Genomic DNA, 16,048 nt, shown 5'->3' on the forward strand with positions numbered 1-16,048 from the left:
ATCCCTCTTTTCGCATCTTCTCAACACAAGTATATGCAGGGGGGAACTTGGCACATGTCTTTGATGATATTCCTAGTTCCGTTGTTCTTTAGAATTAAGCACTCCCGCGTTGCTCCTCATGCAACTGGTGAACACATTGGATAAAACGCACGGTCTGCGTCTGGGCTCTCATCACAACCGAATGGGTTTGCGCACGACCGCCCCAGCCATATTTGACACCATCTAAGAAATCACCTGATGTGACCCCAGTTGCCGCAAAAATAATATCGGAATCGCCCACAAGGTCCTGCATACTTAACACTTTCGATGGATCCGCAATCCCCATGGCTAGACAACGTTGATGTTCTTCTTCATTCTCAGCCAGCAAACGCCCTTGCAATTCGCCACCCATACACCGCAATGCTGCTGCTGCAAGGACACCTTCGGGAGCTCCCCCCGAACCTACATGCAGATCGATCCCAGTTTCTGGGAACGCCACCGCCATCGCGCCTGCCACATCACCGTCGCTGAGTAAATAAATTTTGACTCCTAGTTTACGTAAGATCATAATGTGTTCAGCATGTCGATTGCGATCCAGGATGGAGACCGTCAGCTCTGAAATTTCCTTATGCAGAATGCTTGCCGCTTTTTGAATGGTCACCTCAAGCGGATCTTCAAGACTCAGCTTGCCAGCCAATCGCGGACCAACCGCCAGCTTCGCCATATACATATCAGGGGCATGGAGGAGATTGCCCTTTTCTGCGATAGCCACAACAGATATGGCATTATTCCGACCGCTAGCCACAATATCAGTTCCTTCTAATGGATCAACGGCAACATCAAATTCAGGTCCAACGCCACTGCCTACCTCTTCTCCAATGTAAAGCATTGGCGCTTCATCCATTTCCCCTTCACCAATAACAACTGTCCCCCGAAAAGGAACAGCACTGAAATACTCCCGCATCGCGGAAGTTGCGGCTCCATCCGCATCATGCTTATTCCCTTTCCCTGTCCAGCTAGATGATGCAATAGCTGCTGCCTCTGTTACCCGTACGATTTCCAAAGATAAGTCTCTGTGCATAAGCGATCCACCCTCTCGAAATTGGTTTGATTCGTGTTTGATGCGTTATGATCTTTCCGCCAAAATTAAGACTGCTGTTTCCTCAATAGCTTTCTCGCTCACATCAATAATCGAACAACCCAGATCACGATACAGATTCATGGCATAAGCTAATTCTTCCTCTATGCGCTCTTTCGTCGCATATTTAGCTCCAAAAGGAAGACCAACGGCTTTCAGCCGTTCTGTACGAATACCAATCAGCTTATCCACACTCATCGTCAGTCCGACAAGCTTCTTCGGGTCTAGCTCAAATAAGAGACTAGGCGGTTTAACCTCTGGAACTAAAGGATAATTCGACACCTTAAATCCTTTGTGCGCCAAATATATGCTAAGCGGTGTCTTAGATGTTCGTGATGGTCCGATCAGGACGATATGGGCCTGTTTCATTGCGCTAGGATCTTTGCCATCATCACTATTGACTGTAAATTCTACCGCCTCAACCCGCTGATAATACTGTTCATCTAACTGATAGAGCAGCCCGACTTTACGCTTAGGCGAATCCTTAAACGTGTCAATAAAGGCTTGCATCATAGGGCCCATAATATCGATGGCATTCACGTTCAATCGGATAGCTTCTTGCCGCATCATTTCTCTTAATTCAGGCAATACAAGCGTGTAGGCGATAAACCCCTTCGCTCGCGAGGCTTCTTCTACGATCGTTCGTACTTCATCTTCCGTTCGAATGGATCCATGTCGCTTCACGACAACCTGACTTGCATTAAACTGCCGAATCGTTGCTTGAACAACCGTATTTGCTGTTTCTCCTACCGAATCCGAACATACGAAAATGGTATGCAGCTTCTCTCCCATGTAAATTCCCCCTGATTTACGTACCTAGCGCTACATCCAGCAGCAATTTGGTCATTGTTGTTTTCGTAATTCGGCCTACAACTTCCAGCCCTTCCCGGCCCTCAATTGCCTTGACGACGGGTAAGGTGTCCACTTCATGATGAATCATCTTCCGTGCTGCTTCCAGTACGTTATCTTCAGGGTTCACCGTAACAATGTTCGGTTGTCTGGTCATCACCAACGAGACTGGCATTGCCGTTGCCGTTGCTTGTCCTAACGTAACCTTGAGTAAATCCTTTCGTGAAACCACGCCTGCTAGTGCACCCTCCTGATTAACTATCATCAAACTCCCCACATTTTCGAGAAAAAGGGCAACAACAGCATCACTAACGGTGACTGTTTCCCGAAGCAAAACGGGAATGCCCATTACGTCCTTCACCTTCACGGACTCGATCAACTTGCTTGGTGCATGGACGTCGTGTGCTGCTGTTCCGAGAAAATAGCCCACCTTTGGTTTGGCATCGATATGCCTTAACATGACTAAGACTGCTAGATCCGAGCGAATGGTCGGTCGACTAACCCCCAGCAACTCAGCGATGCGTTCTCCAGTAATAGGTGCATATTTGCCGACGAGATCAATTATTTCTAACTGGCGAGCCGTAAGTTCGATGATGTTTCCCTCCTAAAGCAACAAAGTAATGTTATATAGTATGTTCTATTTGTTTTATATTGTACATTATATAACATTTATCTGAAATATAAAGATGTTTATTGCCCATAAAAGAATTTTTTATCACTTTAACAAGCGGAAAATAGAAAAAATCCTTACCCATCACCTCATAGAGGTTGGAGGTAAGGATTAGGGGTGAACAATCAATAAGACTGTAATCGACATAGAGGCGTCCAGATTCCTCCTTCAATTCCTTTAAGTCGATAAAATCGACTTAGATCCGCCCGCCAGCGGCAACTAGATCTCCCGTTCTCAGGAACTGTCGAAACGGACAACTTTTTACAAGAAAAAAGCGATTCCCAGAATGCCAGCCCCAACAATAACAACAAATGGATGCACTTTATATTTTACAATCGCCATAAAAGCACCGAACGCAATGAGAAGTGTTGCAACTTGTTTCCACGTGACTCCTGTATCTACCGTTCCGAAGGATGATTGGCCAAAATGCAGCGCTGCATAGACGATAAAACCTGTCACAACAGGCTTGAGACCGTAAAAGGATGATTTGAACCACGGATGCGAGTGCCAACGAAACAAGAAGGCCGCTACGAGGATGATGACCACCAAAGACGGCAGTACCATGCCTAACGTTGCAAGAATAGCCCCAGGGATACCCGCTGTCTCATAACCAATTAACGTGGCACTATTCGTTGCAATGGGACCAGGGCTGGTGCCAGACAAGGCAATCACATGATAAAACTGTTCTTCCGTCATCCAGTGATGCCGCTCGACCTCAAGCTGGATGACAGGAATCATGGCATAGCCGCCGCCAAAGGATACGAGACCAATTTTGAGAAATGCGATGAATAATTGGAGTAGCATCTACGAATCACCTCGTCCCTTAGATCCCATCCGCCATAAACCATTCAGCGGTCTTGTTGTCAGCATTATTAGATGCAGGTAGTTCTGTATGAGATGGAGGTTTTACCATGCCCCATTTGTTCTTAAGATACATGGCGACGAGACCGGCTACTACGCCGAGTGTGATCAACACGAGAGGCGATACCTGAACGACGAGCATGACTATCACAGTTCCTACTGCTATAAGGAGGGTAATCCGATCGAAGATCGAAGATTTTGCCATTTTGTACGCGGCTGCCGCAATAAGACCTATAATCGCAGCATGAATCCCCTCCATGAGGGCTTGCATTTTCGGGTAATGCTCAAGCCAAGCGTAAAGCACACTTAGCACGAGGACGATCAGAAAGGTCGGTAGTGTAATCCCTACGACAGCCGCGATGGCTCCTGCAATGCCTGCGAGACGATAACCGACCAACGCAGATACATTGACACCAACTCCACCAGGGGCTGCACCGGAGATGGCCAGGAGCTCTGACATTTCCGCGTCTGACATCCAATTCTTCGTGAAGACTACCTCTCGTTGAATGGCAGGTAGCATGGCATAGCCGCCACCAAATGTAAGCGGGCTAATCCGAAGAAATGTCCAAAATAGGCGAATCAACTTGCTGAATGTGTTCCCTGTCATTTTGTTCTCCCCCTCCACTTAATTCTATATTGAACTAAAGTAGAGGGAGAATCCAATCAATAATCGTAATCTCTTTACAAATATTTGCTTATATTCTGGGACTTCCACCCAATTCCCCCACAATGCCTGCAACCAGTTATATTCACTTTGATAAAAAGGGGCGCATTTGCTGCTTCATAGCTCTATTCGTCAAATACACACCTAACACGATGGATAAGGCTCCCAACAGATGATATAGCTGCAAAGATTCCCCCGTAAAGGTGGTTGCAAAGATTGCGCTAAACAATGGTATGAAGTTGAGAAATCCTGCACAACGCTGGGGACCAGCAAGCTCTATGGCTTTATTCCAGCTCAAGAAAGCTACGATGGACGCGAAGATTCCCACATAAAGTAACCCGCTTACCAAGGCGGGACTCCACGACACCTTAGGTGCCTTGATGATCCACTCGATGGATGAACTTGGAATCAACACCACGAGTGCAACGGTTACTTGCACCAGTAAAAATGGGCTTGAAGGAAAGCGACCAGCCATTTTTTTCATGCCCACTGAATATAAAGCCCAACATAAGACAGCGATTAGCATGTACATATCACCTTGATTGACGGATAACCGGAGGAGGGCAGACAAATCCCCTTGACTAATAATCCAACACACACCTAGGATCGATACACCAATACCAGGCAGCGCCCACCAGGCAAGTCTTTCCTTCATAACAGCCCAAGTAATGAGAACAACGAATATAGGCGTCGCCGAATTCATTAATGAGGCATTGATGGAGCCCGTGTACTGGACAGCGATATACGTGAGTGAGTTAAATCCGGCTACTCCTGTCAGGGAGAGGAAAACAACCATTTTCCAATTCGCGAGAAATTCATGTTTGAGTCGCCAGACAGTTTTTCCATAAAATGGTAGTAAACATAAGAAAGCAATCATCCAGCGTGCTGCCGCCAAAGTGATTGGAGGAATATGTAAGACGAGTGCCTTACCTGCCACAAAGTTACCTCCCCAAATGCAAGTGGCTAGGATTAATAAGAAATACGGTGATTGTTTCAACATGGCATATGTATCTCCTTTAAGTTAACGTTATGGATTTTTATAAGAGGAACGACAGTCTTGAAATGCCTCTTGGAAAAAGATACATACTAAAGCATAGCGTTGGCAAGCATTATTATAAAAACGCAAACAAAAGTCTCCGTTTTCTCGGAGACCTCAGGTGAACTATCAAGGGCAATTGTGAGACTACAGTGTGATTCAACTGATGCTACATCTCATCTTCCAGAAAACGCACCTCACAAAAACAACCGAGAGGAATCATTTCATGCAAATACAGCAGCATGCTCCCCTTCTCTTGCTCCTCCATTCGCCTAAGCGCATCGAAGTCAAAATGAATGATGCTGTTGATGACGTCATAATGCTTAAAGCGCAAACGCCCATATGGGAATTGCCGATTGATCGCAGCTAGAATCCCATATTGATTCAAGTTTGAGCGGAGTGCAGTTAGTGCAATTTCGGAAGGCACTTCTTGCAGTAATGGCACTTTGTCTGCTCGCACCGCGTTATACGCCTTCACTTGAAAGACCACATACGGATACAAGTAAGCGTTTGCATACTTTTCCACATTCAGTTCATCTTGCTTAGATAGCTGCATATCTTCCGTCCATGCATAAATGGTCGCCTTATATTTATCTGAAGTGTGAATTCGGATGTACCTTAAATGGGGAAAGCGAGTTTTCACTAACTTTTCCGATAATAACCGTGTTCCCACCAAGATCACCTCTTTCGTTCCTGCCTTTGTAGGATTAGTATATGCATGAAAATAAAAACAGCCATCCTTTTACTTTGAAAAGGTAGCTAACTTTATCGCCTCGTTTACTCATCTATATTCGAGAGCTTGGCCTAATATGATGCAGCGACAGCAAAAGCCGTCCCATGAGGTCAAATGACCACAAGGGACGGCTTCTTAAACTACACTATTTACAAGCCTTTCGCTTTCAAGAAAGCTTGCCATTGCTTCGTTGTTTCCGCATCAATCTTGTCTTGACCAGCCGCTTTCAGCTTGTCGATGTATTTCTGCAGTTGATCGGCAGGATCTACTGCACCGGTTTCAAGCGCAACTTGGAACTCGTTATCCACGGCAGTCACATTGGCAACCTCAGATTTGATGGTGTCTCTATTGACATCAAAGCCATAGGAAGCCGGAACCATGGCGCTTTCGTTCAATTTAATCGTTTTGTCCCATACATCTGGTGTCTGTGCACCTTTCAAGAACGCGTTAAATTGGTTCCCGAACACCCAATCCACATTCGGCGCATAACCGGAATCCTTGATCGGTTCAATATATTTGTCATCCTTTTTCGTATAGTGCTTGCCTTCTAACCCATTCGAAATCAGATTATATAACACTTTATCTGTGTTAAGAAGGTTTATGAACATGAGGGCGCGTTCTGGGTTTTTGGAKGTTTTGCTAATCACCTGCATAGCGCTCGCAACCCCCGTAAAGTAGGAATCCGAAATCGGCACATACACAACAGCGTTGCCGCCATTATTCGCCATTTCATCCACTTCGCCGCCTGGCTTCGTCGTAAACTCAAGGCTTACCGCCACTTTCCCCTTCTTCTTGAGATCTGTAATGTTTTTGAGCAGCGGTGCATCCTCGTTGATATAGCCAGCTAAAGACCATTTATGCATCGTCGTGAAGAAGTCCTTCTTATTTTGCAACTGCTGAATTTTCGTGATGGACGTGTACGTTTTATCATCCTTCTTGTAAGCAACCGCAAGACCATCTGCGGCGACCAGATTCGGGTCTGTATAGAGGCCCCATGAATTCTGAGCCATCCCGAAAGGAATAACATCCTTTTCATTGTCCTTAATCGTTTTCAGGAAAGGCTCGAGGTCTTTATACGTCTTAATTGAATTAACATCCAATTTATATTTATCCACGAATTGCTTTTGAATGACGAGACTTTTCGTCTTGGCTGCGATTTGATAAACCGGGAAGCCGTATACTTTGCCATCCGTCGCTTTCATATCCGGCCAGAATTTGTCGGGAATGTTCTTCCGGGCTGCGGCCGCATTTTTGCTAATCATCGCATCGGTCAGCTCCAAGAGCGCACCCTTATCAATGTTCGGCTGATAGCTGAGCAGCCAATATTTCGAGCCCCAAGCCACATCGAAGGCTTCACCGGAGGCCATAATGGTGTTCAATTTCGGATCGTATTCATCAAAAGAAAGTGGCTTAAGGTCTACTGTGGCATTGATTTTACTCTTCACATATTTATTGACTTCCTCATTCACGAGAGCCTGATCTTTACCTGGCGGATTACTTGKATAATAAAACGTTAGAATGGCGCTTCTTTACTTCCATCGTGATCATCATTGCCGGTTGTCGCTACATACAATTGGGTTGATACTAGCATGAGCTTACTCCTTTGCACATCATAATATCCTTATTTATGACTAGGAGCTTGTCGGTATACCATTTTCATTCACTAGGAGCCTGGTTTAAAGGATAAGCCCTTCGCAGCTAGTTCTTCTCGAATCAAATCTCTCGCTTTGGGGCCCATGCCATGCAGCTTCATAAGCTCCGTCTCGGTGATTTGGGTGAAGTCGTGGAGCTTCGTAATACCTGCTCCTGCTAACGCTCGCCTCGCTGGAGCCGCTACACCTTTGGGGAGTACCAACTGGTCTTCCACTTGCTTATTCGTTGACATGGTCTATACCTCCTTCTTTCGTCCAGCCAAAAAAGTACGCATGACTTGCTCTGCCTTCTGCGCTAAAAGCTCAGGTGTGCGAATCATCGCCTCCTGAAGTGTCATCGGACCGCTCACAATACTGTGAATACTCGTCATACCATATTCATATAGCTTCTCAATCCCATACCCGATGGATCCAGATAAAACAATAACAGGTACACCAAGCTTTGAAGCCGCCTGCGCTATCCCCATCGGCGCCTTGCCGGAGGCGGTCTGAGCGTCCGTCTGCCCTTCGCCGGTGATGACAAGATGGGCATCCTGCATATGCTCATTTAACTTGGTCATCTCGATGACCACGTCGATACCTCGCTGCGTGCTTGCAGGGAAGAACGCTTGAAACGCACCGCCAAGCCCACCCGCGGCGCCAGCTCCAGGGAGATGATGCACCGCAATCCCCGTATGCGCTAGCATCAAATTGGCAAAGTTGGTGAGTGCTGCATCAAGGGCTTCAACCATCTCGGGTGTCGCACCTTTCTGCGGTCCAAAGACATGCGATGCCCCTTGCGGACCAATAAATGGATTCGTGACATCTGAAGCAATGGTAAACCGCGATTCACGGATAGCGCGCTCATCCCACTTTGAGGCATCAATTTGTGTAAGGTGAGAAAGGGCTTGTCCCCCTGCTCCAATCTCACGCCCTTCCGCGTCTAGGAGAAGTAAGCCTAAGGCTTGAAGCATGCCGCTTCCACCATCATTCGTTGCACTGCCGCCGAGCGCAAGAATGAAGGAACGGTAACCATGATCGAGTGCATGGCGAATTAATTGACCCGTGCCGTAGGTTGTCGCCAGCATCGGGTTTCGGTTTTCCTCTGGAATTAGCACAAGACCGGAAGCTGACGCCATTTCAATCACACACGTAATGCCGTCTCCTAGGACGCCATATGAAGCCATTACCTCATCTTGCAGCGGACCTCGCACGGGAACAGTGATCTTACTACCCTGTGTGGCCTGCACAAGGCTATCTACGGTCCCTTCCCCTCCATCTGCCATCGGGATGAGGACGGTTTCTGCGTCTGGCATAGCCCGCAGAATCCCCTCACTTATCGCCTTGGCCACTTCTTCTGAGCTAAGACTGCCTTTAAAAGAGTCAGGTGCAATCACGATTTTCATTAGTCAACCTCCAGGTCGAACAGCTCACGCTTATTTATCTATTAATTTATACAACGCTTGGGTGCCACTTTCCTCTTCACCCATTGCGGCTAATTGTTCATAAAGTGATTTGGCAAGAGTTAAACCTGGTAGCTCTACTTTCATTTCTTCGGCCGATTGCAAAGCAATCTTCATATCCTTAATAAAATGTTTCACATAGAAACCTGGCGCAAAATTATCAGCAATCATTCGCGGCCCCAAATTACTTAAAGACCAGCTGCCCGCGGCACCTGTTTCAATGCTTTGCAGCACCGTTGTCGGATTAAGCCCCGCTTTCTTCGCATAAACAAGCGCTTCAACAACACCCATCATGTTGCTTGCAATCGCAATTTGATTGCACATCTTCGTGTGTTGCCCTGCTCCCGCTTCACCTTGATGGACGATATTCGTGCCGATTTTTTGGAAAATAGGCAGCATCTGCTCGTACACGTCGCGAGCACCGCCAACCATAATGGACAAGCGTGCTTCTCTTGCCCCAATATCTCCACCAGAAACAGGTGCATCCAAGGCGAATAGTTGTCGCGTCAGCGCTTCATCATAAATCCGTTTGGCAAGTGAGGGGCTCGACGTCGTCAAATCGATTAGGAAGCTACCTGGCTCTGCCTGGGTAAGGATGCCATCGTGCCCAAAATAGATGTCTTCGACATCCTTTGGAAATCCAACCATCGTCATAATCACCTGACACTTCTGTGCTAATGCGCCAGGCGTGTCCTGCCAATTTGCCCCCATTTCCAATAACTCCTGTGCCTTTGCTTTTGTACGTGTGTACACATGAACTTCATATCCCGCGTGAATAAAATGTCCTGCCATGCTTTTACCCATCACGCCTGTGCCAATGAGTCCTATGATTGGTTTTGCTGTATCTGATGTCATCTGTATGTCCACCTTTCCCAGGTATCTAGTAGTCGATTATATCTCCATTTAAACTTATCACCCTCTTCCTTTCTGGTCAAACGTGATACGGCAACAATATTTGTGCGTTAACGTTCGGTGGACGGCGGAGTAGCAGACCTTGCGCACAATTTTTGTGCGCTGGCGTGCGACGGGCTTCGGCACTGACGACCTTGCGCACGATATTTGTGCGCTGGCGTGCGACGGGCTTCGGCGCTGACGACCTTGCGCACAATTTTTGTGCGCTGGCGTGCGACGGGCTTCGGCGCTGACGACCTTGCGCACTATTTTTGTGCGCTAGCTTGCGACGGACTTCAGCGCAGACGTCCTAGCGCACAATTTTTGTGCGCTGGCGTGAGACGGACGACGGCGCTAACTACCTTGCGCACAATTTTTGTGCGCTAGCGTGCGATCGGCGACGGAGTAGTAGACCTTGCGCACAATATTTGTGCGCTAGATTGCGACGGACTTCAGCGCAGACGTCCTAGCGCACAATTTTTGTGCGCTATCGAAGCCATTCAAGAATGAACAACAGCTCCTCGCCCCCATAAACAAGGGAACTGCCTCGCTTTCACCAAAACAAAAAGCCGTTCCACAGGTGAAACCACCCATGGAACGGCTTTTCTCAACGACTAAATACCTTGGAAAGTGAACGCATACGCATACGTTCGGTTCGCGAATAACGTAAACTCGGGATGCGTTCTTGCTCCCCAGCTATCGTCTCCACCAACGCCCATCTGCTTGTAATTCACACGAACCACAACTTTATCACTCGCAGGTAGTTTATAAGGGTGATCGTGCGCTTCCAACTCGGATGGCGAGTACGGCAACGCATTAAGCTCAACGGTTGGCAAGCCCGCAATTCGGAGTCCGCGTCCAGCCGCATTCGTTAGGGTCGCCCAGCGAACATCGGTCTTATTGCCGCACTCTTGTGGACGCAAGTATGGAACGAATTGCTCTTCGACAGTTCCGTTATGAAGTGCAAGCTTTGCACCGACATTACGATCCCAGTGATTTTCGTACGGCCCGCGGCCGTACCAGGTTAAGTTCTCGAAAGCAGCATCTAGTTCGAACATGACGCCTACTTCAGGAATTTCTGGCAGTTTGTCACCCGGCGTTAATTGCATCCCAACTTCAACTTCCCCACTTGCAGACACGGTGTAAACCAGCTGAACTTCGGAAGCAGGTTTTGTCGCCAATTCATAACGTACACGAACCTCAGCACGTCCAGCATCCAATACTTTCGCGTCCAGTGAAAGGAGTTTACGTCCGCTGCCCGCTTCCTGCCATGGTGCGCAACGAATGTGGTGCTGGTTCCCGCGATCGTTATCCGTATAGGCACGCCAGAAGTTAGGTACTGGCCCACTTTGGAATAACTCGCCCCCGTCAAACTGATAGGAAGTAATATCGCCAGTACCTGCGTCAACTTGGAGTGCAAAACGCTCCCCTTGCAAGCTGATACGCTCTGCAGTGAACACGACTTGAACAGCAGTCTCCGTAGATAGCGCAGCCGCGGATTCTTTTTCCACTTCCCAGTTGCGTGCTTGGGATGCTGCATTCACTGCAGAAAGAATAAACTGCTCCCATGCGATTTCATGTCCCTTAGCTGCCCATAACGTATCGTCTCGCAGTACCAAACTCAGTGTTAACACGAATTCATCGTTCGGGAAAAGACGCTCAACACCGTCAAGCTTTAGCTCAACCACAGTCGTTTCACCTGGTGCAACCGAGTAAGATCCAGTGAACGGTTGGCTTTCGACAACCCCATTGCGTGCAATCGTCCAAGTCCAATCAAATTCATTCAAGTTTGTGAACAAGAATTGATTGGTTACCTTGATTTGCCCCTTAGCCGCAACAACCGCTTCGAACTTCACATTCTGGTAGCACTTCTTCACTTCGTGCAGCTTCGGTGACACCGAACGATCAGCGAAGATCAAGCCATTGCCACAGAAGTTGCCATCATTAGGCGCGTCGCCAAAATCGCCGCCATACGCTTGATAAGTAACGCCATCAGGCGTCGTTGTACGAATGGATTGATCGATCCAATCCCAAATGAATCCACCTTGTAAGACTGGGTATTGATCAAACAGCTCCCAATATTTAAATAGGTTACCGCAAGAGTTCCCCATCGCGTGACTATATTCACAAAGGATAAACGGCTTTTTCGGCTTATTTTTGGCGTATTCTTCAATCTTTTCAATTTTGGAATACATATGACTTTCGATATCTGACGCACGATCTGATGGACGCCAGTGGAAAACACCTTCGTAATGAACCACACGGGAAGGATCGGATTCACGCAAGAAATCATGCATTTTTAAGAAATTGTCCCCGCCTGAGGACTCATTGCCAAGTGACCAGATCACGATGGAAGGATGATTCTTGTCTCTTTGCAGCATCGAGTTCGCTCGATCCAGTACAGCACCTGTCCATTCAAGTCGGCTTCCTGGCACCGATTCACCCAATTCCTCCTGCCCATACGTCCAGGAACCATGCGTTTCAAGATTCGTTTCATCAATGACATACAAACCGTATTGATCACAAAGCTCATACCATATCGGATTGTTCGGGTAATGCGAAGTCCGTACAGCGTTGATATTATATTGTTTCATGAGCAAAATATCGGCAAGCATACTTTCCGCATCGACGGAACGCCCGCGATCACGGTCAAATTCATGGCGATTCACACCTTTGAAGACAATGACTTCGCCGTTGATTTTCATCAAACCATCTTCAATTTCAAACTTGCGGAAACCAACTTTACAGCTTTCTGTCTCTAGAAGCGTTCCTTCTTCATTCCATAAACGAAGAACGAGCGTGTACAGATATGGATTCTCAGCACTCCATTTGGCAGGTCGATCCATAGGCGCGGAGAATTCCACCGCTTGGCTCGCCATGTCACTCGTTTGAATGCCTACTCGAAGCGGCTCTCCCCATAGGGCTTGCTGCTCACCATCGTATAGCATCGCTTCCACATGATGGACACCTTGACTCTTCCCGTCATAGTTAGTGATCGTCGCTTGAATGTGCAGCTCAGCATCCTCGCAAGCCGCATCCAGATTCGTATTTACTTTGAAATCAGCAATATGTGCTGTTGGTGTCGAGTACAAATACACATCACGGAAAATCCCGCTCAAACGCCAGAAATCCTGATCTTCTAACCAGCTTGCATCGCTCCAACGATATACTTCAACAGCTAGCTTGTTCTCACCCTCAACCAAATAAGGCGTGATATCAAAATCCGCTGGTGTAAACGAATCTTGGCTAAAACCAACCAAATCACCGTTCACCCATACATAGAAGGCCGACTCCACACCTTGAAAACTCACATACACAGGCTGACTGTTCCAACCCTCGGGGATCGAAAAACTACGCACATAAGAGCCAACAGGGTTATACTTTACCGGGGCAAATGGAGGCTTAAGATCCTCATGGCCGACCCATGGATAAATAATATTCGTATACTGCGGGAAATCAAAACCTTGCAGTTGCCAATGTGACGGCACAGGCATATCCGCCCAATTGCTGGTGTCAAAGTCTTTTTTATAGAAATCATGTGGACGTCCTTCTGCATTTTCGGCAAAATGGAATTTCCATGTGCCATTTAAGTTTTGATAAAATTGCGATGCTTCCCGTACGCCAGCCAGCGCTTCTGCTTCCGTATGATAAGGCATGAGGGTCGCATGTGCTTCCAAGCGATTCAATTGATATATTTGCGGATTGTTATTCCATTCGGGGTAACCGTTTTCAGGAGCTGTGTATACAAATTTATTCGCCATGGGTGAAATTCCTCACTTTACGTTATTGGATAACAATTTAGCTTACCCCCTTATTGTACAAGACAATTATTTCTTTTAAAATATAAGAAACAACGCGTGATATATTAAAAAATGAAAGAGATGGTTGTTCCTTGGCGATTGATTATAGAAAGTTTTTTGTTATTACTGAAACCGACCGCAAACTCCCTCTCATTCTCGAAACGATCGGATATGAGCGCGAGCAGCAATTTTATGTACGTGAAGAAGGCTACCCTTGTTTTCATTGGCTGCAAACGATTTCCGGCAGTGGCGAAATTATTCTAGACAGCGGCCCCGTCAAACTGAGTGAACGGCAAGGCATGCTGCTCGCTGGCGGCGTCCCTCATGCCTATCAAGTCCCAGACACCCCTTGGTCGACTTGGTATTTAACCTTCGATGGTGCATTAGCTGCCTCTATTGTGCATGCTTTGGAAATCCCGCTTTCTACCCCAATTAGCTGGGGGGCCGACACACCGCTTGCTAGTATTCATGAGTATTACTATCATAAATACCGCGATAGCCACGACTTCACCGGCACTAACGGCTCCGTAGAAATCTATCAATTCCTGACGCTGCTGAAGAAGCACGGCATTATCAACAAGAGCGCCTCCTTCTCGCAAAGTCATGAACGGCTTCTGCCGCTGCTGCTCGAGTTGGAGCATAGCTTCGGCGCTGCGCACGTCGGACTTAGCTGGATGGCGACTCAGCTCGGTGTCTCTGCGCAGCATGTGAATACGTTATTTCGCCGCGCATTCGGACTCTCTCCATATCAATACCTGCTCCAGATGCGCCTGCAGAAGTCCAAAGAAATGCTGATCGCACAGCCTGATCTAACAGTCAAACAAATCGCAGAAGCCACGGGCTTTCTCGATGCATCGCATTTCATTTCGACCTTCCGTAAAGCCGTTGGGCAAACGCCGGATGTATTCAGGCAGCCGTATTTGAAGTGAACGTGAATCTTCCACGCAAAAAAACCGCCGCGGCGGTTTTTCAAAACATCTATAAATTAGTGATTTGGAACGAATTCACTATGCGTTTCGAGCAGCTTTTGGACGAAACTCTCAAAGTCTCGTAAATTCGACGAAAATTTGAAATCGGTTACACCCGTATGGAAATCAATAACCGTTAGAGCAACTCGATTAAGGGGGTACTCGGGAATGGGGTCAGAGGCAAGTGAAATATTTTTGAACGGATAGATGGATGTTTCACCATAGAAACGAAGCACTGTTAAATGATCATCTCGTAACTCCAACGAAATCTGCTGTTCCGAATCCGTGAAACTCTTCAATGTACTCATCATAAATCAATCCTCCTCTTGTCCTTTATTTTACTCTTTCTTTGGAAGATTAAGAAGCCCAATTTGTAAATATTTGTTGGTAATCCTAGCGTCATTAGAAGTTACTAGATGCAAAAAACCTCGCCACTGGCGAGGTTTCCATACCTATTTATATTTTTGAATAAAAGCTATCGCGCTTGCAATATCTTTCTCTGGCTGAGCGCCAACTTCACGCTCGATTGTCAGGTAGCCCTTGTAGCCAATTTCTTGCAACGCTTGGAAGTAACGTCCGAAATCTACATGACCTTCGCCTAAGGCCAACTCGCGGTAAGTATCTCCAGATGTCGCCGCCTCAGCGATGTTCTCGTGTGACATCGGCTTATAACCTAGTGAACCGTATACTTCACGCGGATCAGCTTGACGAAGTCGAATACCGTCCTTCACATGCGTATGAACGATATAATCCTTCAACGTGTAGACACCTTGAACCGGATCATCACCTGTTACCATCACCATATTCGCTGGATCAAAGTTAACCGAAACACCTTTGGTAGATAGGTTGTCTAGGAAGCTTTTCAAATGTGCCGAAGGTTCTGGCCCTGTTTCTACTGCGAAATAGGCACCTAAGCTGCTCGCATACACACCCAGCTCTTCACATGCTTGCAGCATCGTTTGATAAATAGGATCGTTCCGATCCTCGGGTACAACACCGATATGCGTCGTTACCACGTTCGACCCTAGTTCAACAGCAAGATCAAGAATGCGCTTGGATTTCTCAATTTTCGCGGCATTTACGGTCTGATCTTGGAAGCCATGTCCACCTAGATCGCCGCAAAGGGCTGAGATTTGAAGATCCAATGACGCGATGTAGTCGCGTAATTCCTTACGTGCTCCCGGCGTTAAGTTCGTAGGATCCATCTCGCCAGAAACCGCATATATTTGGACGCCATCTGCCCCTAATTCTTTCGACTTCTTTAATCCGTCCCGTAGGCCAAGTCGCAAACTATCTACCATAATACCGATTGGATTGCTGATCATATCTTAAACACTCCTTAAAGTTTTTCGCTAGAAAAACTGG

Annotated in this window: 15 protein-coding genes; 1 reads left to right on the forward strand and 14 read right to left on the reverse strand. The window is 47.1% G+C overall.

Annotated elements, in window-relative coordinates; all coding sequences use genetic code 11:
- Positions 1 to 94 precede the first annotated feature (94 nt).
- The 12 genes from glpX to AB4114_RS02430 all read right to left on the reverse strand — a co-directional run bounded on the left by glpX (position 95) and on the right by AB4114_RS02430 (position 13,676).
- On the reverse strand, positions 95 to 1,060 hold the full coding sequence (gene glpX / locus AB4114_RS02375) for a class II fructose-bisphosphatase (RefSeq protein WP_441986935.1): 966 nt from the start codon (positions 1,058 to 1,060) through the stop codon (positions 95 to 97).
- Between the two features lie 45 nt (positions 1,061 to 1,105).
- The gene (locus tag AB4114_RS02380) at positions 1,106 to 1,909 is read right to left on the reverse strand and encodes a pyruvate, water dikinase regulatory protein (protein ID WP_441986936.1); all 804 of its coding nucleotides are present in this window, start codon (positions 1,907 to 1,909) and stop codon (positions 1,106 to 1,108) included.
- A 16-nt stretch (positions 1,910 to 1,925) separates the two neighbouring features.
- Positions 1,926 to 2,561, reverse strand: coding sequence for a helix-turn-helix transcriptional regulator (locus AB4114_RS02385; RefSeq protein WP_441987052.1), 636 nt, complete (start codon positions 2,559 to 2,561; stop codon positions 1,926 to 1,928).
- A gap of 336 nt (positions 2,562 to 2,897) precedes the next feature.
- On the reverse strand, positions 2,898 to 3,440 hold the full coding sequence (locus tag AB4114_RS02390) for a chromate transporter (RefSeq protein ID WP_441986937.1): 543 nt from the start codon (positions 3,438 to 3,440) through the stop codon (positions 2,898 to 2,900).
- 19 nt (positions 3,441 to 3,459) lie between these two features.
- Positions 3,460 to 4,104 (reverse strand): chromate transporter, encoded by a 645-nt coding sequence (locus tag AB4114_RS02395; RefSeq protein WP_441986938.1) that lies wholly within the window; start codon positions 4,102 to 4,104, stop codon positions 3,460 to 3,462.
- 142 nt (positions 4,105 to 4,246) lie between these two features.
- Complete coding sequence (locus tag AB4114_RS02400; RefSeq protein ID WP_441986939.1) at positions 4,247 to 5,161, reverse strand: DMT family transporter; 915 nt, start codon at positions 5,159 to 5,161, stop codon at positions 4,247 to 4,249.
- A gap of 205 nt (positions 5,162 to 5,366) precedes the next feature.
- Positions 5,367 to 5,870 (reverse strand): hypothetical protein, encoded by a 504-nt coding sequence (locus tag AB4114_RS02405; protein ID WP_441986940.1) that lies wholly within the window; start codon positions 5,868 to 5,870, stop codon positions 5,367 to 5,369.
- 209 nt (positions 5,871 to 6,079) lie between these two features.
- The gene (locus tag AB4114_RS02410) at positions 6,080 to 7,375 is read right to left on the reverse strand and encodes an ABC transporter substrate-binding protein (protein ID WP_441986941.1); all 1,296 of its coding nucleotides are present in this window, start codon (positions 7,373 to 7,375) and stop codon (positions 6,080 to 6,082) included.
- A 218-nt stretch (positions 7,376 to 7,593) separates the two neighbouring features.
- Complete coding sequence (locus AB4114_RS02415; RefSeq protein WP_441986942.1) at positions 7,594 to 7,815, reverse strand: DNA-binding protein; 222 nt, start codon at positions 7,813 to 7,815, stop codon at positions 7,594 to 7,596.
- 3 nt (positions 7,816 to 7,818) lie between these two features.
- The gene (locus AB4114_RS02420; RefSeq protein WP_441986943.1) at positions 7,819 to 8,967 is read right to left on the reverse strand and encodes a glycerate kinase; all 1,149 of its coding nucleotides are present in this window, start codon (positions 8,965 to 8,967) and stop codon (positions 7,819 to 7,821) included.
- 30 nt (positions 8,968 to 8,997) lie between these two features.
- Positions 8,998 to 9,879 carry an NAD(P)-dependent oxidoreductase gene (locus AB4114_RS02425; RefSeq protein ID WP_441986944.1) on the reverse strand — a complete coding sequence of 294 codons (882 nt, stop codon included), beginning with the start codon at positions 9,877 to 9,879 and terminating at the stop codon, positions 8,998 to 9,000.
- A gap of 650 nt (positions 9,880 to 10,529) precedes the next feature.
- Positions 10,530 to 13,676, reverse strand: coding sequence for a glycoside hydrolase family 2 TIM barrel-domain containing protein (locus AB4114_RS02430; protein ID WP_441986945.1), 3,147 nt, complete (start codon positions 13,674 to 13,676; stop codon positions 10,530 to 10,532).
- Positions 13,677 to 13,807: 131 nt separating this feature from the next.
- Here AB4114_RS02430 and AB4114_RS02435 point away from each other — a divergent pair, with 131 nt between their 5' ends.
- Positions 13,808 to 14,644, forward strand: a complete 837-nt coding sequence (locus AB4114_RS02435; RefSeq protein ID WP_441986946.1) for an AraC family transcriptional regulator — start codon at positions 13,808 to 13,810, stop codon at positions 14,642 to 14,644.
- Between the two features lie 56 nt (positions 14,645 to 14,700).
- On the opposite strand, the gene AB4114_RS02440 is transcribed toward AB4114_RS02435, so the two are convergent.
- Positions 14,701 to 14,994, reverse strand: coding sequence for a hypothetical protein (locus AB4114_RS02440; RefSeq protein ID WP_441986947.1), 294 nt, complete (start codon positions 14,992 to 14,994; stop codon positions 14,701 to 14,703).
- A gap of 141 nt (positions 14,995 to 15,135) precedes the next feature.
- The gene (locus AB4114_RS02445) at positions 15,136 to 16,008 is read right to left on the reverse strand and encodes a sugar phosphate isomerase/epimerase family protein (RefSeq protein WP_441986948.1); all 873 of its coding nucleotides are present in this window, start codon (positions 16,006 to 16,008) and stop codon (positions 15,136 to 15,138) included.
- Positions 16,009 to 16,048: the final 40 nt, after the last annotated feature.

The organism is Paenibacillus sp. 2RAB27, assembly GCF_052115445.1.
Classification (GTDB): Bacteria; Bacillota; Bacilli; order Paenibacillales; family NBRC-103111; genus Paenibacillus_E.

Coding starts and splice junctions, on each gene's coding strand:
- glpX (WP_441986935.1), bottom strand. CDS start 1,060: ATGCACAGAGACTTATCTTTGGAAATCGTACGGGTAACAGAGGCAGCA.
- AB4114_RS02380 (WP_441986936.1), bottom strand. CDS start 1,909: ATGGGAGAGAAGCTGCATACCATTTTCGTATGTTCGGATTCGGTAGGA.
- AB4114_RS02390 (WP_441986937.1), bottom strand. CDS start 3,440: ATGCTACTCCAATTATTCATCGCATTTCTCAAAATTGGTCTCGTATCC.
- AB4114_RS02395 (WP_441986938.1), bottom strand. CDS start 4,104: ATGACAGGGAACACATTCAGCAAGTTGATTCGCCTATTTTGGACATTT.
- AB4114_RS02400 (WP_441986939.1), bottom strand. CDS start 5,161: ATGTTGAAACAATCACCGTATTTCTTATTAATCCTAGCCACTTGCATT.
- AB4114_RS02415 (WP_441986942.1), bottom strand. CDS start 7,815: ATGTCAACGAATAAGCAAGTGGAAGACCAGTTGGTACTCCCCAAAGGT.
- AB4114_RS02420 (WP_441986943.1), bottom strand. CDS start 8,967: ATGAAAATCGTGATTGCACCTGACTCTTTTAAAGGCAGTCTTAGCTCA.
- AB4114_RS02425 (WP_441986944.1), bottom strand. CDS start 9,879: ATGACATCAGATACAGCAAAACCAATCATAGGACTCATTGGCACAGGC.
- AB4114_RS02430 (WP_441986945.1), bottom strand. CDS start 13,676: ATGGCGAATAAATTTGTATACACAGCTCCTGAAAACGGTTACCCCGAA.
- AB4114_RS02440 (WP_441986947.1), bottom strand. CDS start 14,994: ATGATGAGTACATTGAAGAGTTTCACGGATTCGGAACAGCAGATTTCG.
- AB4114_RS02445 (WP_441986948.1), bottom strand. CDS start 16,008: ATGATCAGCAATCCAATCGGTATTATGGTAGATAGTTTGCGACTTGGC.